A 25,812-nucleotide genomic window follows, 5' to 3' on the forward strand; every position below is an offset into this window, starting at 1 on the left:
ATGTAAATATAAGTACGAGTATCAGTAAAGGGACATGAGGAGGATTTTCCGTGCAATTATCTGAAAAAGAATTGGAAATTTTAGAAATATTAGAACATGATAGCCGATTACCTCTTGATAGTATCGCTAAAATGGTGGACTTATCAGAGAAAGAAACAAAAGAAGTTGTAGAAAAGCTTGAAGGCAAAAAAGTAATTGTTCAATATTCAACAGATATTAATTGGCGTCGTGTAGACGGTCATGAAGGTGTAACAGCTATGATTGATGTGAAAGTGACGCCAAAGCGTGGTGTTGGATTTGATGAAATTGCAGAGCGAATTTATCGCTTCGAGGAAGTTAAAGCGGTTTACTTGATGTCAGGTACGTATGACTTATCTGTTACAATCGAAGGAAAGTCAATGTCTCAAATTGCAAATTTCGTGTCTGAGAAATTATCAACACTTGATTCAGTAGTTTCCACAACAACCCATTTTATTATGAAGAAATATAAACATGATGGCACAATTTATGAATATGATGACGACGACAAAAGAATTGTGGTGTCACCATAATGAAACGACATTTATCAAAAACTGTAGATGAACTTCAGCCATCAGGCATTCGCCGTTTTTTTGATCTTGCGAATGGGATGGAAGACGTGATTTCACTTGGGGTTGGAGAACCGGATTTTGTTACTTCATGGTCTGTACGTGAGGCATCTATCTTATCTCTAGAGAAAGGGTACACGTCATATACGGCAAATGCAGGGTTATTGGAACTAAGAGAAGAAATTGCAAACTATATGGATCGTAAATTTGATCTTCAATATGAAGCAAACTCTAACATTATTGTAACAGTAGGAGCGAGTCAAGCGCTTGATATCGCTATGAGATCCATTGTAAATCCTGGTGAAGAAGTTCTCATTATCGAACCGAGCTTTGTTGCTTATGGACCGTTAGTTGAGCTTGTTGGAGGCATTCCTAAGTTTGTTCAAACAAACGGAGAAGAAGACTTTAAACTTCATGCTTCTAAAATAAAAGAACAGCTTACAGATAAAACAAAAGCTATCTTAATCTGTTCGCCAAACAACCCAACGGGAAGCGTTCTTTCAAAAGGAGAGCTTGAAGAAATTGCTGCTATTGCGAAAGAACACGATCTTATTGTGTTAGCAGACGAAATTTATGCTGAGTTAACATATGATGAAGAGTATTGTTCAATCGCTTCGTTAGAAGGGATGAAAGACCGTACAATCATTATCTCAGGTTTTTCAAAAGGATTTGCGATGACAGGATGGCGCCTTGGATTTTTATGCGCGCATGAAGATTTGGCAGGGGCAATGCTTAAAGTTCATCAATATGCGATGATGTGTGCGCCGACAATGGCTCAATATGGAGCATTAGAAGCTTTGAAAACAGGTGAAGAAGATGTGCAGACAATGAAAAAAAGCTATCGTCGTCGCCGTAACTTCTTCGTCAAATCGTTAAATGAAATTGGATTATCCTGTCATAAGCCAGGTGGAGCTTTTTATGCGTTTCCTTCTGTGAAAGCAACGGGTTTAACATCGAATGAATTCGCAGAAAGGCTGTTGTTAGAACAAAAAGTAGCGGTTGTACCTGGGCATGTGTTTGGAGAAAGTGGAGAAGGATATGTGCGTTGTTCTTATGCGGCTTCTCTGGATTCCTTACAGGAAGCTCTAAGAAGAATGGAACGATTTATGAGTCAGTTTACAAAAGTAAAAGAAAAACAACAGGTATAACAAAAGGAACGTACAGAAGTACGTTCCTTTTTTATTATCCTTCTTCAATAAGAAGATCTTTTTCATAAAATAACGTGTTCATAATTGCTAAAAATTGATCATCGCTATATCCTTTTATCTTTTGTAACAGGCGCTTTGTTCTTTCGACCCCAATCTCATTAACAAGCTGTGTTAGCTCAGCATCTGGAAAAACAAGCTGGCGCACGGTAGGTCTGCTTGTGAGCTCTGCTGCGGGAATATCGAGAGCAGTAGAAATCTTTAAAATAGTTTGAGTATCAGGTAAACTTTGGCCTGATTCATATTTTTGAATTGTTGAAGTTCCTACACGGATTTTCAATGCTAGCTCTTCCTGTGACATTCCTTTTTGCTCACGCTGAAAACGAATATTTTGTCCAATTGTATTCATTTTTTAGCCTCCCTGTTTAAAGTTTTTACACAACCACCTCTTTTGACCTTCACTCTTCCCCCAACAGAAGTTTTTTATCTTTTCTTATATTTTAACACAGTTCAAGTAATTTTGATGATAATATTCTGAAAACTATGTGTCGATTTTATATAATTCTTTATTTTTAGAGGGATATATAGCGAAGAAACACATTCCAATAGACCGTCTAAGGAAGACAGAGGAAAAAGGAAATGGTAATAATTACGCATTATTTTATTTAACGTAAAGGATACAAAAAAGAAGCAACAGTCTAAACTAAGTATAAGTCAGGATTGTTTTGATTATGACAGATAAGTATGCTATAATTTAAAATTGCGTATAATCGAGAAAAAACTAACAAAAACTTAGGAGTGTTTACATGGCTGAAAAGTTTACAGTAGGTAGCGTTATTGATGGAAAAGTTACAGGAATTCAACCATACGGAGCTTTCGTTGCACTAGACGAAGAAACTCAAGGTTTAGTTCATATTTCAGAAGTTACTCACGGTTTCGTTAAAGATATTAATGAGCATCTTAAAGTAGGTCAAGAAGTACCTGTAAAAGTTATTTCTGTTGACGAAAAGTCTGGAAAGCTTGGTCTTTCTATCCGTGCTACTCAACCAGAACCAGAAGTAAAAGAAGAACCAAAGAAAAAGCGTCCTCAAGCAGCCGCAGCAGCGCAACCTGTAGAGAACGCAGCACCACAAGGTTTCAACACGCTACGTGAAAAGCTTGAAGAGTGGGTTGAGCAATCTAACCGTCAAGATCTAATTAAGAAGTAAAGACGGTGAAAAGCAGCTGATAAGTCAGCTGCTTTTTTTTATTGCTTTTTATACGTTAGAAGGAAGAAAAGAACGGGTAATGTTCCTCTTAGAAGAGGAACTAACGAAAAATGAGTTTCTTTTATTTACTTTTAGATACGGTTGCTTCAGTATAATTAATAGTAAGAATGTTTAGAAATTTTGAGGGGGATGAAAAATGAAGACAACAAGTGAAAAGGTGATTAACCAAACCGAAAAATTTGGTGCCAACAATTATCATCCATTACCGATTGTTATTTCAAAGGCAGAAGGGGTATGGGTAGAAGATCCAGAGGGAAATCGATATATGGATATGCTTAGTGCATACTCAGCCGTTAATCAAGGGCATCGACATCCTACAATTATTGAAGCATTAAAAAAACAGGCAGACCGTGTGACCCTTACATCAAGAGCTTTTCACAATGACCAGCTTGGTCCATGGTATGAGAGAATGTGTGCGGTTACAAATAAAGATATGATTTTACCTATGAACACAGGAGCAGAGGCAGTGGAAACAGCGGTGAAAGCTGTAAGACGCTGGGGTTACGAGAAAAAAGGAATTGAGGAAAATAAAGCTGAAATTATTGCATGCTACGATAACTTTCATGGACGTACAATGACAGCAGTTTCGCTTTCTTCGGAAGAAGAATATAAGCGTGGCTTTGGTCCAATGCTTCCTGGCATAAAACTTGTTCCATATGGAGACTTAAAAGCGCTGAAAGAAGCAATTACACCGAATACCGTTGCTTTCCTAATGGAGCCTATTCAAGGTGAAGCAGGAATTAACGTTCCTCCACAAGGCTTCTTGAAAGAAGCTGCTACTCTTTGTAAGGAACAAAACGTTCTATTTGTAGCAGATGAGATTCAAGTAGGACTCGGAAGAACAGGAAAAATGTTTGCTTGTGATTGGGAAGATGTAGAGCCAGACGTCTTAATCTTAGGGAAAGCCCTAGGAGGGGGAGTTTTTCCTATTTCATGCGTTGCAGCAAATAAGGAAATTCTAGGTGTATTTAACCCAGGTTCACATGGATCAACGTTTGGAGGAAATCCTTTAGCATGTGCTGTTTCCTTAGCTTCTCTTGACGTGATTCAAGATGAAAATCTTGTGGAAAGATCGTTCAATTTAGGGAATTATTTTAAAGAACAGTTAGAAAAAATTCAGTCATCAATTGTTAAAGAAGTTCGGGGAAAGGGTCTATTTATTGGAGTAGAACTTCATGAAAAAGCTCGGTCATACTGTGAAAAACTAAAAGCAGAAGGGTTGCTATGCAAGGAAACACACGATACTGTGATTCGTTTTGCTCCACCGCTTATCATTGAGCAAGAAGACTTAGATTGGGCTATCGACAAAATTAGAAAAGTTCTCCAATAATAAAGAAAAGCAGGGGCTATAATAGGCCCCTGCTTTTTTTATTGTTCATTCATTTTTGGCTCTGTACGCTCTACTTCTGCAGAAGGCTTAAACAGAAGCCCCAAGTTAATTAAGCCAGCAATGCCGACCAATCCATAGATAATACGAGAAAGAGCAGAAGCTTGACCTCCAAAAATAGCCGCTATTAGATCAAACTGAAAGAACCCGATAAGTCCCCAGTTGATTGCTCCGATAATAGTAAGAACAAGTGCAGTTCGTTGAATACCACTCATAGTTGACAACCTCCTTTTGTAATCTTTCCTTATTAGCTTGGTGTTTTAGAACGAAAATATTCTACGGTTTCTGTGGTAATGTTTGTGGGTACTGCCTATTTTAAAGAACATGTTTTTTAGGGTTTGTGACACTTTAAAGAAGGAGCACATTTCTTTACAAAGTAAAATGGATTTCTGCATAATAAGGAAGAAATCAAGGAGGGAATTTAATTTGGATAATTTTACATTTTATAACCCAACTAAATTAATTTTTGGTAAAGGGCAAGTTGAGCAATTGCGTGAACTTGTTCCACAGTATGGAAAGAAAGTTCTTTTAGTCTATGGTGGCGGAAGCATTAAGCGTAACGGACTATATGATGAAGTAATGAACATTTTGAACGAAGTTGGAGCAACAGTTCATGAGCTAGCGGGCGTTGAGCCAAACCCTCGTTTGACAACGGTAAGAAAAGGTGTAGAAATTTGTAAACAAGAAGGTATTGAGTTTGCACTAGCAGTTGGTGGTGGAAGCGTTATTGATTGCACAAAAGCTGTTGTAGCAGGTGCTAAGTACGATGGTGATGCTTGGGATTTAGTAACGAAAAAAGCATTTGCAACAGAAGCTCTTCCATTTGGTACAATCCTGACGTTAGCTGCAACAGGTTCTGAAATGAACGCTGGATCTGTTATTACGAATTGGGAAACAAATGAGAAATATGGTTGGGGTAGCCCAGCAACATTCCCGCAATTCTCAATTCTAGATCCTGTTAACACATATACAGTTCCAAAAGATCAAACTGTATATGGCATGATTGATATGATGAGTCATGTATTTGAACAATATTTCCATCATGTTTCAAATACAAAGCTTCAAGACGGTATGTGTGAAGCAACGTTAAGAACAGTTATTGATACAGCACCAAAACTTCTTGAAAACTTAGAAAGCTATGAGCACCGCGAAACTATCTTATATTCAGGTACGATTGCCTTAAATGGCATGCTGCAAATGGGGTATAGTGGCGACTGGGCAACACATAATATCGAACATGCTGTTTCAGCTGTATATGATATTCCTCATGCAGGAGGGCTTGCCATTTTGTTCCCGAACTGGATGAAGCATACGCTTGATCAAAATGTGGATCGCTTCAAACAAATTGCCACTCGCGTATTCCAAGTTGAAGAAGAGGGTAAATCTGATCGAGAAGTGGCTCTTGAAGGAATCGAGAAGCTACGTGAATTCTGGACAAGCCTTGGGGCACCAACTCGCTTAGCTGATTATGATATCGATGATTCTAAACTAGAGCTTATGGCAGATAGAGCGATGGCGAATGGAGAATTTGGTAAATTTAAAGTACTAAACAAAGAAGATGTATTAGCTATTTTACGTGCTTCTTTATAATAAAAAAACGATCCACACGTGTGGATCGTTTTTTTATTGTTCTTGCTTCTGTTTTTTATATTTTTCTTTAAGGTCATCCCTAACGCTCCCTTTCCAAAGAGCAACACCTTTATTGTAAGAGGCTCTCGTAATCAAATGGGAAGCGACAGGAGTTGTCATTAGTACAAAGACAATACCAAGGATTACTTTTGCGCTTATATATCCTTTTGTAAACCAGAAGTATGCTGCAGTTCCAATGAGTGTGAGCATAATACCAAGTGTAGCACTCTTAGAAGCTGCATGAGCTCTTGTATAAGTATCAGGAAAGCGCAGCATTCCAATTGTTGTAATAAGGGAGAGAAGGCTTCCTAATAATACTAAAATGCCTACTATAAGTTTAGCTGTCTCGGTCATGATCAATAATGGCTCCTCTCTCAAGAAACTTAGCAAAAGCAACTGTTCCAATAAAGGCCAGTATCCCTATCAGGAGAATAATATCTAAAAATGCATCTGTATCAACTATAATACATGTGATTCCTGTAATAGCCATAAGGTTAATACCAATTGCATCAAGAGCCATAACTCGGTCTGAGATACCGGGTCCTTTCACAACCCTATACAGAAGTCCTATCGTTGCTAGTGATAAAATGATTAAAGCTATTGTAGTGAGAATATCAAGGGTCATCGACTCACCTCCATAATCGCTTTTTCAAATGAATTCTTTATATCATCGATTGCTTCGTGCACATCATCAATATGCATTGCATGAATATATAAAACTGAATTATCATCTGAAATATCAACAACAAGTGTTCCAGGGGTAAGTGTGATCATATTAGCAAGGAGCATAATTTCCCAATCTTTTTCTACTTCAAGTGGAAGAGCAAAGATTCCTGGTTGAATCTTTAAGGTTGGGCGAATGACTTCTTTTAACACACTATAGTTTGCTTTGAGTAATTCAACTAAGAATAATAAAAGCAAATAAACGATAGCAACAAGTTTTTGAATATAAAAACGGGTAGGGAAAAAACGTCTTAAACAGAATAAGATAATGATCCCAACGAGATAGCCTTTAGAAAATGCGAGACCGTTCCAAGCATTTTGAAAGAACATCCATAATAAAGCAATTATTACGTTTAAAAGGATTTGAAATGACATATTTCACCTACTCCTTTAAAACCGCGTCAATATAAATAGACGGGTCCATTAGCGTTTTTGCAGCCTCAAAAATGTAAGGAGAAACAAATTCCGCTCCTACACCTAACCCAACAGAAAGAGCTAGTAGAATGACAATAGGTAGTAACATTCCCTTTGTTGTTCCTTTCTCTTCTTTCTCTGTTAACTTCGGCTCACGCCAGAAAGCATGAATGAAGATTTTGATGACAGAATATAGAACAACTAAACTTGAGATTAAAAGGATACCCATAAACAGATAGCTATGTGACTGTGCAGCACCTTCTACTAATAAGAACTTTCCAATGAAGCCACTCAAAGGAGGGATTCCAGCAAGAGAAATTACAGCTACAAAGAACATCCATCCGAGGAAAGGGTGACGTTTAATTAGACCACCCATTTTTTTGGCTGAAGCTGTTCCAGTAATAGTAATCATTGCTCCTGCTAATAGAAATAGCGCTGCTTTAATGATCATGTCATGAATTAAATAGTAAAGCGCTCCTGCAATTCCAGTTTCCGTTGTTAAGGTAACTCCATATACAATAACACCGACTGCAATGATAATGTTATAAATAATAATTTTTTCAATATCCCAATAGGCAATAGCTCCAATACATCCTGCTACAATCGTTAGAAGCGACACATAACCAATAATCGTATGTGTAAATGCTTGATCATGATAGAAAATAAGTGTAAACACTCGGAATATAGCATAAACACCAACTTTAGTTAACAGTGCACCAAATAAAGCTGTTACAACAGGTGGAGGTGCTTTGTATGAACCAGGAAGCCAAAAATATAGGGGGAATAGTGCTCCTTTTATGGCAAAGACCACAAATAAGAGAAGAGCAATAGCTGTAATGATACCAGGCTGTCCTACTTCGGCAACTTTTACTGATAAATCAGCCATATTTAATGTTCCTGTTACAGAGTATAGGAACCCAACAGCGATAACAAAAAGGGCTGAAGAAACTATATTTACAAGAATATATTTAAGAGACTCTCGAAGTTGGAGTTTTGTGCCTCCTAATGAGATCAAGACATAGGAAGACATTAACATAACTTCGAAGAATACAAATAAGTTAAAGATATCTCCAGTTAAAAATGCTCCTGTGACACCTACAATCATAAATTGAACAAAAGAGTAAAAATAGAATCTTTCTCGTTCAATTCCAATAGAACGAAAAGCAAATAAAATACAGCACAAGCTGACAATACTTGTTGTAAGGACAAGTAGTGCTGAAAACATATCAGCTACAAGTACAATTCCAAAAGGAGGTTTCCATCCTCCAAGCTCATGAGTTAAAATTCCATGCGTTTTAACTAAGTGTACAAGAAGTACAGAGAAACCAGTAGTCACAAGAGAAGAAACTATGCTAATTGTACGAGCAACAGTAACATTTCGGCTAAAAAACATAAGAATAATCCCTGTTATTAAAGGAATTAGCAGTGGCCAAATTACATAATTACTCATCGTCCTCACACCCCTTTAAATCATTCATATCGTCTGTCTTTAATTCCTGATATGAGCGGTATGCAAGAACTAAGAAAAGAGCAGTAACACCAAAAGAAATAACAATAGCGGTTAAAATCAAAGCTTGTGGCAATGGATCTGTGTAAGAAGAAGCATTTTCGCCTAGCAGAGGAACTGTTCCTTTTTTTAGTCCGCCCATTGTAAGAATCATTAAATGAGCTCCGTGACTTAAAAGGACAGTTCCGATAATAACCCGTAGTAAGCTACGAGAGAAAATTAAATACGTTGCACACATGAAGAGTATGCCTGATACAATTGACATTAATATTTCCATTATTCGCTCTCTCCAATCGTTTGAATAATGGTCATGGTAATTCCCACAACAACAAGATAAACCCCCAAGTCAAACAGAGTTGCTGTTGCTAAAGCCGTATGTTCTCCAAAGAATGGAAGGTCAAAATACCCATATGTATGAGTAAGAAAAGGTACATCAAAGAAGAATCCACCGACTCCAGTAGCAACGGCTATTAAAAGCCCTGTAGCAATCACCTTTTTGAAATCAAAAGGGATAATTGACTGAATCGTTTTCAAATCATAAGCAAGTAATAACAATAACAAACCACCACTTGCCATCAATCCACCGATAAATCCTCCACCAGGAGTGTAGTGACCAGTGAAAAACAGATAAATGGAGAAAGTGATGATAATGAACGACACAACGTTTGTAGCCGTTTTTAAAATTAAATCATTTACCTTCATGTTCACGTTCACTCCTTTTGGTTAGACGTAATTTAACAATCGCAAAGATTCCAAAGGCAGCGATACCAAGTACTGTAATTTCAAACAATGTATCAAATCCACGGAAGTCTACAAGGATAACATTCACAATATTCTTCCCACCTGCTTCTTTATAGCTTTCCTCTACAAAATACTTAGAAATAGAAGGGAATAGTTTCTCGCTATGAGAGGCAATACCAAACATTGTGACAACAAATCCTACTCCGATTGAAACAAGTAAATTTAATAATCGAAATCTGAGACGCTTTTGTTTCTTTGTGATTTCTGGTAAATGGAAAAAACAAAGTAAAAATAAAGCAACAGAGATTGTTTCTACAACAAGCTGTGTAAGCGCTAAATCAGGTGCCCTGAAGATAACGAAGAATAGTGAAATTGTATATCCAACAACACCAGCTGCAATGATGGCAACCATACGTGTTCTAGCAAGAACGGTGACGACAGCACCTCCGACAGCTAGAAGACTTAGGATTATTTCATAAACTCCAACTGGGGCAACATTTGTTACATCAAGATGAAATGCATTTGTCACAAAGAGAGAGCTTAATGAAATAATAGATAGAAATACAAAAATGTAAACAAGATAATCTCGAATATGGCCAGACATAAAGGATTTCATAATCCACGCTGAACCACGTTCTGTTCCAACCAACCCTTGGTCATAAAAATGGTTAAGGGCGAGTTTTTGAGGAAAACGTTCATAAATAAAGGACCATTTTCGAACAGTAAGGAAAAGAATCGTTCCTATTACAATAATTCCAATCGTCATAAATAATTCAGGTGTAAATCCATGCCAATGTTTGATTTCTACATCGAATTCCCGGCCACTTTGAGCAATCGTTGGAAGTATTGATTTCATAGCCGGTATAATAAGTGTAGAAGATAAAATGTTTGGGAAAAAACCAAATATAACAGCTAAGGAAGCTAAGATAACTGGTGATATAAGCATTCCAACTGGTGCTTCATGCGGTTTTTTCTCCAGCTTCTCAAGTTGAAGTTTTCCTGTAAACGTTCTAAAGAATAAAATCATGCTGTATACAAAAGTGAACACACTAGCTATCCATGCAATAACCGGAAGAAGAATTCCCCATGTTTCGATATGGTAAATATCCATCTTTAGAACATTAATCATCCCAGTTAGAAACATTTCTTTACTCAAAAATCCGTTAAACGGAGGAATGCCAGCCATTGAGAACGATCCAATTAAAGCAATTGTAAAAGTAACAGGCATCATCCCCATTAAACCACCAAGTTTTCGAATATCACGTGTTCCTGTCTCATGGTCCACAATTCCGGCAACCATAAACAAACTTCCTTTGAAAGTAGCGTGGTTAATGAGATGGAAAATAGCAGCGGTAACAGCGACAATAAAAATATTGTTTTCTAAGTAGTCGTAATGTAAAGACGCACTTCCCACCCCAAGTAAGGACATAATCATTCCAAGTTGACTAACTGTTGAAAAAGCTAAAATTCCTTTTAAGTCTGTTTGTTTTACAGCAGAAAAGGAGCCCCAAAACAAAGTGAAAATTCCAAAGGTGGAAATTAAAATAAACCATGCAGCATGGTCACTGAAGACAGGGCTTAAACGAGCCACAAGATAGATTCCTGCTTTCACCATTGTAGCTGAGTGCAAGTAAGCACTAACAGGAGTTGGAGCTTCCATTGCATCTGGTAACCAAATATGGAACGGAAACTGAGCTGATTTTGTGAATGCCCCTAAGAGAACAAGGATAAGAGCAGGTAAAAGCAAAGCTTCTCCTTTTAGGAGATCAAGGTTAGCTATAATTTCACGGATACTAAATGTGCCCGTCATCATGTACAAGAGAATAATTCCGCCTAAGAGAGCTAACCCTCCAAAAACAGTAATAAGCATTGATTTTTGTGCTCCATACTGGGACTTCTCTCTTTTATACCAATATCCGATGAGTAAAAAAGAGGAAAGACTTGTGATCTCCCAGAATGTATAAAGAACAATTAAATTATCAGAAAGCACGACTCCAAGCATGGCTCCCATAAAGAGGAGAAGATATACATAGAAATTATGTAATGCCTCTTTATCTTTTGATAGATAATAAATAGAGTAAAGAGTAACTAAAGACCCGATTCCTGTAATAAGTAAAGCAAACAAAAGACCAAGCCCATCAACATGCAGAGTGAAGTTGATATCTAAGCTTGGAATCCATTCAAATGTACGAACAACTTCTTCGTCACTGCTCGTAAGTTTAATGAACTGGAGAAAATATAGAAATAAGGCAAGAGGTAAAATAAGGACAAACCATCCTGTATGAACCTTTCGCACATATCTATATAGAAAGGGTACAAGTATCGCAAATAAGAAAGGCGATAGTACGAGTAAGTGTAGCAATGACAAATGATAAACCTCCTTCAAATATACTAATTTTAGACGGATACTTTATTCTAGAACCGATTATATAATAATTCGAGATGCCTTGCATCCCAACGACTCTTCTATGTTGCTCAACTATTTCTGTGCTATTAAATAAATAGAAAGTCGGAAAAATTACAGTAAAAAAAATTATATTTTTTTTTATTTTTAAGGTCTTTTTTGGGGTATAGAATGCTTTTTTAGTCTTCACTTTTTTTCTTAAAGAATTCCATTCCATTGAATAGAAATAAAAAAATCATCTCATCCTAACTATGAGGTGATTTTTAGTATGTATAAGAAACAAATCATTGTAAGTTCCACTATTTTTATCACAATGTTCACAAGTGCTTTCTTGTTCAATGCCGCTACAAAGAAAGAATACTTAGATCAGGAAACAGTAGAAAAATTAGTTGAGCAGTATGGAGAGACAATGAATAAGCACCCGTTACGCCCATTTGATTCAAGGGAATACGTGCGGTTGAATAAAGCAATGGAAGAGTTTGAGTTAAGTATAGAGTGAGTCACTTCTATTAAGTGATTTTCCTCCTTTAGTCCTGCTCAAACCTTTCTATGCAGGATTTATGCAATATTTTTGAAAAGAAAGTACTAATATGGAGAAACATTGCTTGAATTCCATGAGCGGTTTCGATAAAGTGAGAGAAAGAGAATAAAATTTATGGAGGAACATATCTATGACACATGTTCGTTTTGATTACTCAAATGCACTTACTTTTTTCAAAGAGCATGAAATTACATACTTAAGTGATGCTGTAAAAGCAGCACATCATGCTATCCATGATAAAACAGGAGCAGGAAGCGATTTCTTAGGGTGGGTAAATCTTCCGAAAGAATATGATAAGGAAGAGTTTGCTCGCATTGAGAAAAGTGCTGAAAAAATTAAAAGTGATTCAGACGTTTTATTAGTAATTGGAATTGGTGGTTCATATTTAGGTGCAAGAGCAGCGATTGAAATGCTTCAACACTCTTTCTATAACGTATTACCGAAAGAGAAACGTCAAACGCCACAAGTGATTTTCGTTGGAAATAACATTAGCTCTACATATATGAAAGACTTAATGGATCTTCTTGATGGAAAAGACTTCTCAATCAATGTTATTTCTAAGTCTGGAACAACAACAGAACCTGCGATTGCGTTCCGTATTTTCCGTAAGCTTCTTGAAGAGAAATATGGAAAAGAAGAAGCACGTGGTCGTATTTATGCTACAACAGATAAAGCACGTGGAGCTTTAAAAACACTTGCTGATGAAGAGAAATACGAAACATTCGTAATTCCGGATGATGTTGGTGGTCGTTATTCTGTTCTAACTGCAGTTGGACTTCTTCCGATTGCTGTAAGTGGTGCGAACATTTCTGACATGATGAAAGGTGCAGAGGCTGCAAGTGAAGACTTTGCAAAGCCTAACCTAGAAGAAAATGCAGCATACCAATATGCAGCAGTTCGTAACCTTCTTTACAACAAAGGTAAGACAATTGAAATGTTAATTAACTATGAGCCAGCTCTTCAATACTTTGCGGAGTGGTGGAAACAACTGTTTGGAGAAAGTGAAGGAAAAGACCAAAAAGGAATTTATCCATCTTCAGCAAACTTCTCAACAGACCTACATTCTTTAGGACAATATGTTCAAGAAGGTCGTCGTGATATTTTTGAAACCGTAATTCGCGTTGAGAATCCTCGTCACGAGTTAACAATTGAAGAAGATGCGGCTGATTTAGATGGCTTAAACTATCTGGCTGGTGAAACAGTTGATTTTGTTAATAACAAAGCGCTTGAAGGAACAATGCTTGCTCATACAGACGGAGGAGTTCCGAACTTACTTGTAACAGCGCCAGCTCTTGATGCTTATACATTCGGTTATATTGCTTACTTCTTTGAAAAAGCTTGCGCAGTAAGTGGTTACCTTTTAGGTGTTAACCCATTTGATCAACCAGGTGTAGAAGCATACAAAGTAAATATGTTTGCACTTCTTGGAAAACCAGGATTTGAAGAAAAGAAAGCAGAGCTTGAAAAACGTTTAAAATCATAAATGAAAAAACAGTCATAGCCTAAGGCTATGACTGTTTTTTTGTAACGATACAAAAGGATAAAAAGCATAATATTGGAGACGTTAACATAGAAAAGGGGGGCTTACTATGATTGAATTACAGTCAAACCTTGAGGGAAGAGTGTTTAAGCTACATGATTTAGAAGAAACTTTAGGTTCTTTAGGATATACAATTGGAGGAGGATGGGAGTATGATCAAGGGTCATTTGACTATAAGATAGATGATAAAGTAGGGTATCAGTTTCTTCGTCTCCCATTTCAAGCTGTGGATGGTCAGTTGGATGCCCCTGGAGCAACAGTGCGTTTCAGGACACCTTTTTTACTTTCTCATAAATATCAAATTGGTTTAGATGATCAAGTTCATGTTGGTAATGTGAAGAGCTCATTTGACCAATTTCAAGAGCCGCAAGATCCTGATGCTTCTTTTCCAAAAGAATATATCCTACTAGGTCAGGAATTCCTAAAAGAAGCAGAGCAGCGCCTTCTATATTGAATTTGAAAAGGCTTTGTTAGCTCACTTTCTAACAAAGCCTTCTTTTAAAAATAGCTGCTCATACATATGCTGACTAATCATTTTATTTGTTTCGACTATTTTACCTGCTCCAGCATGTTTAGCACTTTTGACGTGTAGAGAAGAAAGAATTTCTGCTGTGATAGGAATATGACGATCTTGTCCCTTAACAGCTAAGATAGTCAAAATAGCCTGCATATCTGCCTCGTTTTCAGCTTTATGTTGATTAGCTGTAATCATCACTTCCCGAGCTTCAGCAATATTTGCTTTTATAAGTGTATTCTCATGTGTCGGATTTCCTTTTACAAAATGAACGTATGCAGAAAGCATAGGACGTTCTTCCAGTGTTTCGTCAATTAAAACAATATGTTTAGCAAGATGAGATTGAGCAAAAAGCTCTAGAAGCTGTTTTGTACGCTCATTCCATCCAATAATAACAATATGGTCGCTTCCTCTATAAGGGAGACTTCCATCAACATAAGCATTCTCTCTAGAAACTGCCATTCTAGCAATCGTTACAAAATAATTCGTGATAAACCCTGTTCCAATTAAAATAAGTAACATAGCTAAAATACGCCCAATTACTGTATGTGGAACATAGTCTCCGAACCCAATTGTGGATATGGTAACAATTGACCACCATATTCCGTCAAAAACGGTTGGAAAAGTTTCTTCTTCAAGAAAATGAATAATTCCACCAAAAATAACGCAAAGCAGTAGAATGATAACAATAAGTCGATATAAAACAGAGCGACGGAAGAAGCGGAATAGAAAGCTATCAAACATGTACAATTTCCTCCTTTAGAACATAGTATTCCCATTTCTAAAGAAGGTATGAAAAAAGCGTGCCTATAATTATAGGTACGCTTTTCTAACTTATATTGTTTGTTTTTTTGCTTCTTTTGGTCTTTCTTCCCAACCCTCAAGCTCTCCAATATTGTGAAGAGAGTCTTTGTAAAAGACGGGATCTTTTCCTTGTTTACGTTGATCTGTATAATCTTTAAGAGCTCTAAATGCTGTTTTTGCTAGGAACGCAATCGCAATTAAGTTTGTGAAAGCCATAAGACCCATGAACAAATCAGCTAAATTCCAAACTAAGTCTACTTTTGCAACAGCTCCAAACAGGATCATTGCAAGAACAAGAATACGGTAAACGAAAATGATGGTTTTATTTGTTTTAATGAATTCAACGTTTGTTTCACCATAATAATAGTTACCGATTAGCGTACTGAATGCAAAAAGGAAAATCATAATAGCTAGAACAGATGAAGCCCATCCACCGATATGTTCTCCTAATGCTACTTGTGTAATTTGAACCCCATCTAGTCCAGGTGTTTTATATGCATCTGTTAAAAGTACGATGAACGCCGTACTTGAACAAATAATTAATGTGTCAATGAGAACAGCTAAAGCTTGAATAAGACCTTGTTTAGCAGGGTGGGTAACATCCGCTGTAGCCGCTGCGTTTGGCGCACTACCCATACCAGCTTCATTGGAGAATAAACCACGTTTAACCCCTTGAAGTAAAACGGCTCCAAGTGTTCCACCTGCAAATTGTTCAAATCCAAAAGCATGCTTCACAATTGAAGCAATAAGAGATGGCATTTCGTTAATGTTCACTAAAACAATCCCAAATGCGATGAGGATATAGAGACCTGCCATAACAACTACAATGTATTCCGACATTTTTGCAATACGTTGAATACCACCAAAGATAATAATAGCAAAAGCAACCAAAACGATAATTCCGACTACAAGTCGATTCGTATTAAAAGACTGTTCAAATGCAAGTGTAATTGTATTTGCTTGTACAGCGACGAACACGAAAGCAAATGAAATAGTAATCAGAACAGCGAATAAAACACCAAGCCAGCGTTGTTTTAATCCTTTTTCCATATAGTAAGCAGGTCCGCCGCGGAACGTTCCTTTATCTGGAACTTTATAAATTTGAGCTAATGTGCTTTCAACAAAACCTGAGGCAGAACCAACAAGTGCTACAATCCACATCCAAAAGATTGCACCAGGTCCTCCAATTGAAATAGCAAGAGCAATTCCGGCAATGTTTCCTGTTCCAACACGAGCAGCCATACTAATACAAAAAGCTTGGAATGCTGAAATGCTGCCTTTTTCTTTTGAAGCAGGCTTCTCTGTCAGTAATCTAAACATTTCTTTTAGTAAACGAAACTGTAGAAATCTTGAACGAAGCGTGAAATATAGTCCTAATATAAGTAGTAAAGCAATAAGAACGTATGTCCAAAACGCATCATTTATCGTAAGAACTACATCATTTAATAAATCCATTAATAATTCCCCCTTATGAAACAAAAATGATTTACAACTTTAGATGTATGTGAACTTTTCTAACATAACTAATATTATATAGGGGAAGAGAAAGAGAAAGCAATACTATTCTTTACTGTATTGAATAATAGTAAAATTTAAAAGATTTAAAATCTTATTACGTTTTACTTCTTTTAAATTTATAGTAGATCTGTTTCTTCTTTATATGAAGGAAAAAGAGATAAATTATTCTTGTGGATGTTAACACATCACCAATCTATTATTCGAAAAAAGTTGTTAGTAAAGATAACAAAATCAGAAAAAAGTGTTAGAAGATATGACAAAATTATCCCATTAAACATGAAGTATATAATATTTTTTAATGAAAGAAAGAGATGATACAAAAAAATATAATAAATAATGAAAAAATTATAACAATTCAAAAGGTAATGTGTTATAATTTCAGATAAATGACTTAGTCGATAAAAATAGTCGGAATTGAAGGTTGACAAACTAGCTAATTGTGCTAAAATTTCTTCAACATCCTCATTTTTCAGCATAATATAAAGGTGTATTTATAAATTATGCTCTTCTTTTTTGTAAAGAGAGTAGAATTTTTATTGAAATTAATCTGACTTAAACCATCGGAAATGTAGTTTTTGATTATTGGGAAGAAAAGAGGAGGAGTCAATATGGGGGATAGTTCTAATTATAAAGAAGCGTTGCGAAAAACAGAAGAACTTCTTCAATCAATACAATATGGCTCTGTTACTCTTGTTATCCAAGATGGAAAAGTTGTTGGTATTGATAAAGTCGAAAAAATTCGTTTGAAATAATAGAACGCTTAGAACGTTCTATCTTCTTTTAAGTTTAAAACCGTGTTTATCTATCGGATTAAATGTTTATATGGAAGGTGAGAATATGGCAAAGCTAACATACGAAACGTGGACAGATGAGGTTCCTACATTTGCACATGATGATGAAACAAAAGGAGCTCTTGCGACTCTAAAATGGGCTTATGATTATTACGGAGATTCAATTGTGTATGCCTGTAGTTTCGGGATCGAAGGGATAGTGCTCATCGATCTCATCGCAAAGGTAAATCCAAAAGCACGCATTGTATTTTTAGATACAGGCGTACATTTTCAAGAGACTTACGATGTGATTGATAAAATCCAAGAGCGTTTCCCAGATCTTAATATTGAGATGAAAAAACCATCTCTTAATCTTGAACAACAAGCAGAACAGTATGGAGACAAACTTTGGGAACGTGAGCCAAATCAATGCTGCTATATTCGAAAAATTTTACCGCTTGAACAAACATTAAGTGAAGTAGATGCTTGGATTTCAGGATTAAGAAGAGATCAATCTGAAACAAGAAAAAATACAAATTTCATTAATAAAGATAACCGTTTTAACAAAATTAAAGTATGCCCGCTTATTCACTGGACTTGGAAAGAGATTTGGCGCTATGTATACAAACATGATCTTCCATACAACGAGCTTCATGATAAAGGATATCCAAGTATTGGATGTGCACCATGTACAGCTCCAGCATATAACATGGATGATTTACGATCTGGTCGCTGGTCAGGAAATCAAAAAGTAGAATGTGGGCTGCACGAGTCTTAATAAAAGGTAGTTGATTGACCATGTTTACAACGATAGCCATTATTATCGCACTCTTTTTTGCCATGAATATTGGGGCAAGTGGTGCTGCTGCAACAATGGGGGTTGCATATGGTTCTGGAGCTATAAAAACGAAAAGAAAAGCTCTTCTTATATGTAGCCTCTTTATTTTACTTGGTTCATATTTTGGAACAGAAGTTGTGAAAACAATAGGTAGTGGCATTATTCCAGAGGATATTGCGAGTGTTAAAATCGCAGTCATTATTTTATTAGCAGCAACAAGTACTCTGTTTTTTGCAAACTTGATGGGTATCCCACTTTCAACAAGCGAAGTGACAGTTGGAGCAGTAATCGGGGTTGGGGTTGCTTATCAAGCTTTGTATATGAACTCTATTTTAAAAATTGTTTTCTTTTGGGTTATTGTTCCAGTATTCTCTTTCTTTATTACGTACATTATTCGCAAGTGGATTATGACTCGAAAAAGAAGAGAAAGGTTTGGAGAAAAGAAAGGGAGAGAAAAATATTTAGTTGCCTTTCTTCTTGTTGCAGGGTGCTTTGAAGCTTTTTCAGCGGGAATGAACAATGTTGCAAATGCCGTTGGGCCCCTTGTTGGTGCTGGTGTTATCAGCCCTTCTTTCGGTGTAATTGTCGGGGGTGTTTTTATTGCCCTTGGAGCTCTTTTGTTAGGTGGAAGAGTGCTTGAAACAAACGGTAAGAAAATAACGGCTCTTTCTAAAGGAGAAGGAATTATGATTTCTCTAACAGGAGGAGGTCTTGTTTTTGTAGCCTCTCTATTTGGATTGCCTATCCCTCTCACGCAAGTGACGACCTCTTCTATCATTGGGGTAGGAACTGCAAAACAAGGAGCTGGAATCTGGCAGAAAAGTATCGTGTTTCAAATGGTTAAAGTTTGGGTTGTGTCACCTATCTTTTCCTTAATGATTTCCTACGGCCTAGTTAAGCTAACAATTCAAGATGACTGGTACTCATTTTTTGTTATCATCATCTGCTGCTTAGCTACGCTTGGCACTGTAAGTCTTGCGCAAAATTCAAGCAAAAAAAAACTAAAAGTAACGTCAGCGGAACGAACAACTCTTTAAATTAAGAGATTGAATATACAATAATACTTGGGAGGTTTTTGTGATGACAGCAAGTCAGCCACATGGAGGTACACTAATTAATCGTTTTAATCCAGACTATAAATATGATGGGATTTCTAAAAGCATTGAGCTAGATCCGATGGCTCTAAGTGATTTAGAGTTAATTGCAATCGGAGGATACAGCCCTTTACAAGGCTTCTTAGGAAAAGAAGATTATGAGAGTGTTGTCCACAATATGAAATTAGCTGATGGCACAGTATGGAGTATTCCAGTTACATTACCTGTTGAAGAAAAGGTAGCCGAAACGCTGCAAGCTGGTGAAGATGTTAAGTTGACTAAAAATGGTGTTGTCTATGGAGTACTTCATTTTGAAGAAGCTTATAAGCCAAATAAAGAAGTTGAAGCTGAAAAAGTTTATCGTACGACTGAAGCAGCTCACCCAGGTGTGAAAAAAATGCTAGAACGTCCGGATGTGTATGTAGCAGGGGAAATTACCCTTGTACGTCGTGAAGAGAAGAAATTTGCTGGCTATCATTTAGATCCAAAAGATACGCGCGCTAAGTTTGAAGAGCTTGGATGGGAAAAGGTAGTTGGGTTCCAAACACGTAACCCTGTGCACCGAGCTCATGAATATATTCAAAAAACAGCTCTAGAAATTGTTGATGGTCTCTTTTTAAATCCGTTAGTTGGAGAGACGAAATCGGACGATATTCCAGCAGACATCCGTATGGAAAGCTATGAAGTTCTGCTGAAAAATTATTATCCAAAAGATCGCGTATTCTTAGCTGTGTTCCCAGCGGCAATGCGTTATGCTGGTCCTCGTGAAGCAATTTTCCATGCGATGGTTCGTAAAAACTATGGCTGCACGCATTTTATTGTTGGACGTGACCATGCGGGAGTCGGTGATTATTATGGAACATATGATGCACAATTAATTTTCCGTAATTTCACAAGTGAAGAGTTAGGCATTACCCCTCTATTCTTTGAACATAGCTTCTATTGCAAAAAGTGTGAAGGAATGGCTTCGACAAAAACGTGTCCACATGGTAAAGAAGATCGTATGATTTTATCAGGTACAAAAGTGCGTGAAATGCTTCGTAATGGAGAAGTACCACCAAGCACATTTAGCCGTCGCGAAGTTGTTGAAGTACTTATTAAAGGAATGAAACAGCAGACTGTTCAATCATAAGGGGGAAAAGCAATGGGTGAGTCAACAAATATTACATGGCATGAAAGTGGCGTAACGAAACAAGATCGCCGTAAAAAAATCGGACATCATAGCTTTATTCTATGGTTCACTGGGCTGTCGGGTTCTGGAAAATCAACAATTGCAAATGCCGTTGCGCATCGCCTGTTTCAAGAGGGCATCAATGAGTATGTGCTAGACGGAGATAACATTCGTTTTGGATTAAATAAAAACCTCGGTTTCTCTGCGGAAGATCGTACGGAAAATATTCGTCGTATTGGAGAAGTTTCAAAGCTTTTTGTAGATAGTGGTCAAGTTGTGCTAACAGCTTTTATTTCTCCTTTTATTGAGGATCGAAAACAAGTAAGAGAAATTGTAGAAGAAAATGAATTTGTTGAGGTTTATATTGACTGCAATCTAGAAGAATGTGAGCGTCGTGATCCAAAAGGACTTTATCAAAAAGCTCGTGCTGGGGAAATAAAAGATTTTACAGGAATTAGTTCTCCATATGAATCTCCAGAGAACCCTGAGATCACAGTTCATTCTGATCAGTATAGTGTAGAAGAATGTGTAGACCAAATTGTCGCATATTTAAAAAATGAAAACTTCATCTAGGAGTTTTCTATAAAAGAGAGTCATGTAAGGCTCTTAGTTTAAGGCTCATAGTGAATGCTATGAGCCTTATTCTTAAAGATAGCTTATCCAAAGCATCTCCAAATGACGGTTCAAATTTTAGAGATATGTTGGTACATTAATAATATAAAGTTAAGAATAGAGTGTATAAACTGACAACTTGGAGAGGAAGATGTACGTGAACATTGGAAAGGTTTATTTAGTTGGAGCAGGACCAGGAGATCCGGAGCTTATAACTTTAAAAGGAATCCGCTGTATTGGAGGGGCTGACGTCATCTTATATGATCGTCTTGTTAATAAACATCTATTAACATATGCCAAAAAAGGTGCTGATCTTATCTACTGTGGCAAATCTCCAAATGCTCATATCCTTCAACAAGAAGCAATCAATAATGCTCTTGTAAAACATGCTAAAGAAGGAAAAACGGTTGTTCGTTTAAAAGGTGGAGATCCATTTGTGTTCGGGCGTGGTGGTGAGGAAGCTGAAATTCTTGTTCAAAACGGTATCTCTTTTGAAATTGTTCCAGGTATCACCTCAGGTATTGCAGCAGCTGCTTATGCGGGTATCCCTGTTACGCATCGCGAATACAGCGGAAGCTTTGCTTTTGTGACAGGTCATCGCAAACAGGAAGATGAACATGTGAAATGGGAAGCTCTAGCTAAAGGGATTGACACATTAGCCATTTATATGGGCATTAAAAATCTATCATATATTTGCGAACAGCTTATTCAACACGGCAAGAGTCCTGACACACCCGTTGCATTGATTCACTGGGGAACGTATACTGAGCAAAAAACTGTAGTAGGTACACTTGATACGATTATTGATATAGCTCATAGAGAAAAAGTGAAGAATCCAAGTATGGTCATTGTTGGAGAGGTTGTTGTGCTAAAAGACAAATTAAGTTGGTTTGAGGAAAATACGCAGCAATATGTTGAACAAGTTTTCTAAAGTGAGGGATCAAAGTGGAAGCTGTATTGTATATTTGTCACGGGACGCGGATTAGAGATGGACAGATCGGAGCCTTGCAATTTATTGAACGTTGCAAAGAGAAAGTAAACGTTCCTATTCAAGAAGCATGTTTTTTGGAACTTGCTGAACCAACTATTGAAGAAGCTTTTGCTCGATGTATAAAGCAGGGGGCAACAAAAATTGTAGCTGTCCCGATTCTTCTTTTAACAGCAGGGCATGCAAAAAAAGATATACCAGAAATATTGCTTTCCTTAGCTGAAGCACATCCAGAAATTGAAGTTGTTTATGGAACTCCTTTTGGGGTTCATGACAAACTTGTTGATGTATTAATGGACCGTATACGTGAAGCCAACAGTATGATTGATAAAGATGCAACAGTTTTACTCGTTGGTAGAGGAAGCAGTGATCCAGATGTGAAACGTGATTTAAATGAAATTGCCCTTATGTTAGAACGACGAGGCGGATTCTTAAAAGTGGATACATGCTTTCTTGCTGCAGCAGAACCTACTTTTGAACAGGGACTTCGTGGGCTTAAAGGAAATAAGCAAGTTTATATTGTTCCGTATATTCTTTTCACTGGGTTACTCATGAGACAAATTGCAGCAGATGTAAGTCAGCTACTTGTTGACTCTTCGAACATTTTTCTATGTTCATTTTTAGGCTATCATACTATTTTAGAAGACATTCTTGCTGAGAGAATCGAAAAGTGGAAAAATCAAAAGGGAAACTTAATGTTTGATGGAGAAGAATTATGTATACTGTCACATTAAATATAAGAAATAAAAAGGCTCTCGTTGTTGGTGGAGGTACTGTTGCGACAAGGAAAATTAAACATCTTTTAAAAGAAGGAGCAAATGTTACAGTTATTTCTCCTGAAGCTACGGATGAAATCAAGAAGTGGGAAGAAAAAGGCGAAGTGTATTGGGAAAAGCGAGAAGCAAATGAGCTTGACGTTCCCTCGGCATTTCTCGTTATATTAGCAACAAACAACCCAGAGGATAATGAAAAACTATTAAAAGCTGCTTTACCCCATCAGCTTGTTAACGTAGCGCATAAGGGGGATAAGGGGAGCTATACTGTGCCAGCTCAGTTCACACGTGGCGACTTAACCATTTCAGTCTCAACAGGGGGAGGGAGCCCGCTGTTAGCTAAAAAGATACGTGATGAACTTTCAGCACGTTATGGTGAAAGTTATGAACAGTATGTGGACTTCTTAAATGAGATACGTTCTTTTATACATGAAAATGAAAAACAGCCTGAAGAAAAAAAGAAGCTTCTTCATCGTTCTTTGCAAGAAGAAATGAAAGATGCTCATCATCAGCAGCTTTTTTGGCAAGCTTTATATGATAAATATAAAAAAGATTAAAAAGTGCGAGTAGAGATTGCTGTAGTAACCTCAACTCGTACTTTTTATTTATTAAGAAAGGCTTTGAATATCAATTTGCTTAATCCCGGCAACTTTTTGAATATCATAATAAACATCCGTCGTGAACCGCTTTTCATGGGCCAAGATTTTTAGCTGAATAACAACAAAGTCATCCAAGTCTTTTACACGAACGTGTTTTACCCTTAAATTTAGATTTTTGATCTCAGAGATAAGAGTTGTTAAATGAACATCTCTAGAGACGGTTAGCTCCAGTCGAATCTCTTTCTCCTTAAACTGCTTAGGGCCAATCAACTTAGTAAGGAAAGGGATAAATTCAACGCTGATCATAAGGAGAATAACGGCAATCACAGCTTCTGTATAAAAGCCGGCTCCAACCGTAATGCCAATTCCAGCAGCCCCCCATATGAGTGCAGCTGTCGTTAAGCCTGAAATACTATCATTTTCTCTTCTCAGAATCACCCCTGCTCCAAGGAATCCTATACCAGATACAATTTGAGCAGCAAGTCGCAAAGGATCCATTGTAATGTTACTTGCTTTCTCAAATAAATAGGCAGATTCGATAGAGACGATAGTTAAAATACAGCTTACAATGGACATTACAAGTGAAGTCTTTAACCCAACAGGTTTTCGCTTTAGTTCTCTTTCAAGACCAATAATCAACCCTAGCACAGCCGATATTCCAAGCTTTAATATCGTTTCGTAATACATGTTCTTACCTCGCTTTCGTTATAAGGTGAAAAGAAGGAAGATCACTGGCTAGAACTCAATACTTTATGTCTATAAGATATATGCACTATAAAAGGGAGGTAGTACAAAGAGGACGAGAAGAAAAGAAAGACAAAAAAGCCTTCCGCTTGGCGAGAGGCTTTAAAGCATGTCCTGAAAATGAAAGAAAAATAAGCAAAAAATGAGGCCAAATACAGAACTTAATATAAAGTGGCTGCTTTCTACTTTTTCCGTCCTATCTCCTATTTTGATTCCTTCAAAGTAAGCAAAACAAATAAGGGAGATGGCCATTAGGAAAGATAGCCACATTCCTAACTGAATTAACATGAGTGTAAACTCCTCTCTAGCATCTTTACTATGAAAGTATGTAGAGATTTACTAGTTTATGCTCATTAGATAAACAGTCTTTTAGAAGAAATTAAAATTAGGCATGTTACAATCGTGCTTAACACAAAAGCTGGTATCATATATGTGCTGTTATAAACGATCGTATACCACAAAAGCGGAACATCTTTTGGAGCATAAGCAGCAAAAAAGAAATAACCTGATACGCAGTGCGCAAGATAACGCAAAAAACTGCCCACAAAGGATCCTAGAGTAACGTACAAAATTACTTTTCCGGTATGATTGTTTGTTAGAGAAGAAATAATTCCTTTTCGAGTTAATCCTGCAAATCCGATAACTGTAAAGGCAATGAGATAATCAATAAGACCTTGTACAGGTGTGTAAATTTGACTTGGTCCTACTATAACTTGTAGAAGACCTAATAAAAAACCAGAAGCAAGGCCTCCCTTTATACCATGACGAAAAGCAACGATAAGAACAGGGACCATTGAAATGGAAATTGCCCCCCCCTGAGGAAGAGAAAAAAATTGAGCAACAATGTCTAATAAGAAGGCAAGGGTAGTCATGATACTTATTTCTGCTAAAACTAAAGTGCGGCCACGCTGCATGTAAACACCTCTTTCAATCAATAATTTTCTTAGCTACAATGTACCTTTCTTCTATTAGAGAGGAAAGTATGTGAAGTAGTGAATAGGTACGTTGTAGATTATAGCACTTTTTTATAATTGAAATAAAAACTATTAATAAACATTTTCATTTCTTCTAAATGATGATAGGATATGTTAAGCAGAAAGAAGTTAAAACTCTATATGTACTAAGGTTCTTAAGTTTTTTGAAAAAAGTTTTAAAAAAACTATTGCAAAACAATTTAATACGTGATAAATTATTACTTGTCGCTGCTACGGTAGGACAAAACAGAAAGAAGTTAAAAAACATTTTTAAAAAAGTTGTTGACACACTTCGGAAGAAGTGATAAGATATAAAAGTCGCTGTTAACGACAAATGAAATGATTGACCTTTGAAAACTGAACAAAATACGTCAACGTTAATTCTATTTTATTTTTAAAACAACGTTTCTTATTAGAAACAAAAAGCTATGGACATCGAAAGATGAAACCAAACTTTCTATGGAGAGTTTGATCCTGGCTCAGGACGAACGCTGGCGGCGTGCCTAATACATGCAAGTCGAGCGGAG

At 36.9% G+C, this 25,812-nt stretch carries 30 protein-coding genes and 1 rRNA gene; 17 read left to right on the forward strand and 14 right to left on the reverse strand.

The window, feature by feature from the left end:
• The first annotated feature begins 50 nt into the window (after positions 1–50).
• Positions 51–551 (forward strand): Lrp/AsnC family transcriptional regulator, encoded by a 501-nt coding sequence (locus MOC86_RS06320; protein ID WP_019395062.1) that lies wholly within the window; start codon positions 51–53, stop codon positions 549–551.
• Positions 551–1,735, forward strand: a complete 1,185-nt coding sequence (locus MOC86_RS06325; protein WP_243516792.1) for an aminotransferase — start codon at positions 551–553, stop codon at positions 1,733–1,735. The genes MOC86_RS06320 and MOC86_RS06325 overlap by 1 nt, the downstream gene beginning before the upstream one ends.
• A 34-nt stretch (positions 1,736–1,769) precedes the next feature.
• Here MOC86_RS06325 and MOC86_RS06330 read toward each other — a convergent pair whose 3' ends face one another.
• A complete protein-coding gene (locus tag MOC86_RS06330; protein ID WP_268583302.1) occupies positions 1,770–2,141 on the reverse strand; it encodes a helix-turn-helix domain-containing protein in 372 nt (123 codons plus the stop codon).
• A 397-nt stretch (positions 2,142–2,538) separates the two neighbouring features.
• Between MOC86_RS06330 and yugI the strand changes: the two genes are divergently transcribed.
• Together yugI and MOC86_RS06340 are read left to right on the forward strand one after the other, a co-directional pair.
• Complete coding sequence (gene yugI, locus MOC86_RS06335) at positions 2,539–2,940, forward strand: S1 domain-containing post-transcriptional regulator GSP13 (protein WP_061804579.1); 402 nt, start codon at positions 2,539–2,541, stop codon at positions 2,938–2,940.
• A gap of 196 nt (positions 2,941–3,136) precedes the next feature.
• The gene (locus MOC86_RS06340) at positions 3,137–4,330 is read left to right on the forward strand and encodes an ornithine--oxo-acid transaminase (RefSeq protein ID WP_268583304.1); all 1,194 of its coding nucleotides are present in this window, start codon (positions 3,137–3,139) and stop codon (positions 4,328–4,330) included.
• A gap of 38 nt (positions 4,331–4,368) precedes the next feature.
• Here MOC86_RS06340 and MOC86_RS06345 read toward each other — a convergent pair whose 3' ends face one another.
• Positions 4,369–4,602, reverse strand: coding sequence for a DUF378 domain-containing protein (locus tag MOC86_RS06345; RefSeq protein WP_268583305.1), 234 nt, complete (start codon positions 4,600–4,602; stop codon positions 4,369–4,371).
• A gap of 211 nt (positions 4,603–4,813) precedes the next feature.
• On the opposite strand from MOC86_RS06345, the gene MOC86_RS06350 reads away from it, so the two are divergent.
• The gene (locus tag MOC86_RS06350; protein WP_268583306.1) at positions 4,814–5,977 is read left to right on the forward strand and encodes an iron-containing alcohol dehydrogenase; all 1,164 of its coding nucleotides are present in this window, start codon (positions 4,814–4,816) and stop codon (positions 5,975–5,977) included.
• Between the two features lie 33 nt (positions 5,978–6,010).
• Here MOC86_RS06350 and mnhG read toward each other — a convergent pair whose 3' ends face one another.
• Genes mnhG through MOC86_RS06385 form a run of 7 tightly spaced genes read right to left on the reverse strand, consistent with a single transcriptional unit; the run spans position 6,011 to position 11,769 of the window.
• On the reverse strand, positions 6,011–6,370 hold the full coding sequence (gene mnhG, locus MOC86_RS06355) for a monovalent cation/H(+) antiporter subunit G (protein WP_268583307.1): 360 nt from the start codon (positions 6,368–6,370) through the stop codon (positions 6,011–6,013).
• Positions 6,354–6,641 carry a Na(+)/H(+) antiporter subunit F1 gene (locus MOC86_RS06360; protein WP_111924135.1) on the reverse strand — a complete coding sequence of 96 codons (288 nt, stop codon included), beginning with the start codon at positions 6,639–6,641 and terminating at the stop codon, positions 6,354–6,356. Before MOC86_RS06360 ends, mnhG begins: the two co-directional genes overlap by 17 nt.
• Positions 6,638–7,114, reverse strand: coding sequence for a Na+/H+ antiporter subunit E (locus MOC86_RS06365; protein WP_124051156.1), 477 nt, complete (start codon positions 7,112–7,114; stop codon positions 6,638–6,640). Before MOC86_RS06365 ends, MOC86_RS06360 begins: the two co-directional genes overlap by 4 nt.
• 7 nt (positions 7,115–7,121) lie before the next feature.
• Positions 7,122–8,603 carry a Na+/H+ antiporter subunit D gene (locus MOC86_RS06370; RefSeq protein ID WP_268583309.1) on the reverse strand — a complete coding sequence of 494 codons (1,482 nt, stop codon included), beginning with the start codon at positions 8,601–8,603 and terminating at the stop codon, positions 7,122–7,124.
• On the reverse strand, positions 8,596–8,937 hold the full coding sequence (locus tag MOC86_RS06375) for a Na(+)/H(+) antiporter subunit C (RefSeq protein WP_268583311.1): 342 nt from the start codon (positions 8,935–8,937) through the stop codon (positions 8,596–8,598). The genes MOC86_RS06370 and MOC86_RS06375 overlap by 8 nt, the downstream gene beginning before the upstream one ends.
• Entirely contained in the window at positions 8,937–9,362 is a 426-nt protein-coding gene (locus MOC86_RS06380; RefSeq protein ID WP_019395074.1) for a Na(+)/H(+) antiporter subunit B, read from the reverse strand. Before MOC86_RS06380 ends, MOC86_RS06375 begins: the two co-directional genes overlap by 1 nt.
• On the reverse strand, positions 9,349–11,769 hold the full coding sequence (locus MOC86_RS06385) for a Na+/H+ antiporter subunit A (protein WP_268583312.1): 2,421 nt from the start codon (positions 11,767–11,769) through the stop codon (positions 9,349–9,351). The genes MOC86_RS06380 and MOC86_RS06385 overlap by 14 nt, the downstream gene beginning before the upstream one ends.
• A gap of 304 nt (positions 11,770–12,073) precedes the next feature.
• On the opposite strand from MOC86_RS06385, the gene MOC86_RS06390 reads away from it, so the two are divergent.
• The 3 genes from MOC86_RS06390 (at position 12,074) to MOC86_RS06400 (ending at position 14,340) form a co-directional block, all read left to right on the forward strand.
• Complete coding sequence (locus MOC86_RS06390; RefSeq protein ID WP_061804570.1) at positions 12,074–12,304, forward strand: hypothetical protein; 231 nt, start codon at positions 12,074–12,076, stop codon at positions 12,302–12,304.
• 172 nt (positions 12,305–12,476) lie between these two features.
• Positions 12,477–13,829, forward strand: coding sequence for a glucose-6-phosphate isomerase (locus tag MOC86_RS06395; protein ID WP_243516816.1), 1,353 nt, complete (start codon positions 12,477–12,479; stop codon positions 13,827–13,829).
• 106 nt (positions 13,830–13,935) lie between these two features.
• Positions 13,936–14,340 carry a YugN-like family protein gene (locus MOC86_RS06400; protein WP_268583314.1) on the forward strand — a complete coding sequence of 135 codons (405 nt, stop codon included), beginning with the start codon at positions 13,936–13,938 and terminating at the stop codon, positions 14,338–14,340.
• A gap of 21 nt (positions 14,341–14,361) precedes the next feature.
• Here the strand turns inward: MOC86_RS06400 and MOC86_RS06405 are convergent, their stop codons facing one another.
• Together MOC86_RS06405 and MOC86_RS06410 are read right to left on the reverse strand one after the other, a co-directional pair.
• Positions 14,362–15,144, reverse strand: coding sequence for a potassium channel family protein (locus MOC86_RS06405; RefSeq protein WP_268583315.1), 783 nt, complete (start codon positions 15,142–15,144; stop codon positions 14,362–14,364).
• A 90-nt stretch (positions 15,145–15,234) separates the two neighbouring features.
• Complete coding sequence (locus tag MOC86_RS06410; RefSeq protein WP_268583316.1) at positions 15,235–16,659, reverse strand: alanine/glycine:cation symporter family protein; 1,425 nt, start codon at positions 16,657–16,659, stop codon at positions 15,235–15,237.
• Between the two features lie 671 nt (positions 16,660–17,330).
• Here MOC86_RS06410 and MOC86_RS06415 point away from each other — a divergent pair.
• The 8 genes from MOC86_RS06415 (at position 17,331) to MOC86_RS06450 (ending at position 23,525) form a co-directional block, all read left to right on the forward strand.
• Entirely contained in the window at positions 17,331–17,474 is a 144-nt protein-coding gene (locus tag MOC86_RS06415) for a YezD family protein (protein ID WP_268583317.1), read from the forward strand.
• Positions 17,475–17,559: 85 nt separating this feature from the next.
• Complete coding sequence (locus MOC86_RS06420; protein ID WP_243516825.1) at positions 17,560–18,270, forward strand: phosphoadenylyl-sulfate reductase; 711 nt, start codon at positions 17,560–17,562, stop codon at positions 18,268–18,270.
• A gap of 20 nt (positions 18,271–18,290) precedes the next feature.
• Positions 18,291–19,367, forward strand: a complete 1,077-nt coding sequence (locus MOC86_RS06425) for an inorganic phosphate transporter (protein WP_268583318.1) — start codon at positions 18,291–18,293, stop codon at positions 19,365–19,367.
• Positions 19,368–19,410: 43 nt separating this feature from the next.
• The gene (gene sat, locus MOC86_RS06430; RefSeq protein WP_268583319.1) at positions 19,411–20,556 is read left to right on the forward strand and encodes a sulfate adenylyltransferase; all 1,146 of its coding nucleotides are present in this window, start codon (positions 19,411–19,413) and stop codon (positions 20,554–20,556) included.
• 12 nt (positions 20,557–20,568) lie between these two features.
• Entirely contained in the window at positions 20,569–21,168 is a 600-nt protein-coding gene (cysC, locus tag MOC86_RS06435; protein ID WP_268583320.1) for an adenylyl-sulfate kinase, read from the forward strand.
• Positions 21,169–21,370: 202 nt separating this feature from the next.
• The gene (gene cobA, locus MOC86_RS06440; RefSeq protein ID WP_026009760.1) at positions 21,371–22,138 is read left to right on the forward strand and encodes a uroporphyrinogen-III C-methyltransferase; all 768 of its coding nucleotides are present in this window, start codon (positions 21,371–21,373) and stop codon (positions 22,136–22,138) included.
• 14 nt (positions 22,139–22,152) lie between these two features.
• A complete protein-coding gene (locus MOC86_RS06445; RefSeq protein WP_268583321.1) occupies positions 22,153–22,929 on the forward strand; it encodes a sirohydrochlorin chelatase in 777 nt (258 codons plus the stop codon).
• Positions 22,911–23,525: a precorrin-2 dehydrogenase/sirohydrochlorin ferrochelatase family protein gene (locus MOC86_RS06450; protein ID WP_268583322.1), complete on the forward strand. Its 615-nt coding sequence runs from the start codon at positions 22,911–22,913 to the stop codon at positions 23,523–23,525. The genes MOC86_RS06445 and MOC86_RS06450 overlap by 19 nt, the downstream gene beginning before the upstream one ends.
• A gap of 51 nt (positions 23,526–23,576) precedes the next feature.
• Here the strand turns inward: MOC86_RS06450 and MOC86_RS06455 are convergent, their stop codons facing one another.
• The 3 genes from MOC86_RS06455 to thiT form a co-directional block, all read right to left on the reverse strand.
• Entirely contained in the window at positions 23,577–24,254 is a 678-nt protein-coding gene (locus tag MOC86_RS06455) for an MgtC/SapB family protein (protein ID WP_061804558.1), read from the reverse strand.
• A gap of 159 nt (positions 24,255–24,413) precedes the next feature.
• A complete protein-coding gene (locus MOC86_RS06460) occupies positions 24,414–24,599 on the reverse strand; it encodes a hypothetical protein (RefSeq protein ID WP_268583324.1) in 186 nt (61 codons plus the stop codon).
• A gap of 65 nt (positions 24,600–24,664) precedes the next feature.
• Positions 24,665–25,225 carry an energy-coupled thiamine transporter ThiT gene (thiT, locus tag MOC86_RS06465; RefSeq protein WP_268583326.1) on the reverse strand — a complete coding sequence of 187 codons (561 nt, stop codon included), beginning with the start codon at positions 25,223–25,225 and terminating at the stop codon, positions 24,665–24,667.
• Positions 25,226–25,741: 516 nt separating this feature from the next.
• Between thiT and MOC86_RS06470 the strand changes: the two genes are divergently transcribed.
• Positions 25,742–25,812: ribosomal RNA gene (locus tag MOC86_RS06470) — 16S ribosomal RNA — on the forward strand; the annotation flags it as partial.

The sequence above is a fragment of the Priestia endophytica genome (genome assembly GCF_026790145.1).
Lineage (GTDB): Bacteria > Bacillota > Bacilli > Bacillales > Bacillaceae_H > Bacillus_I > Bacillus_I endophytica_A.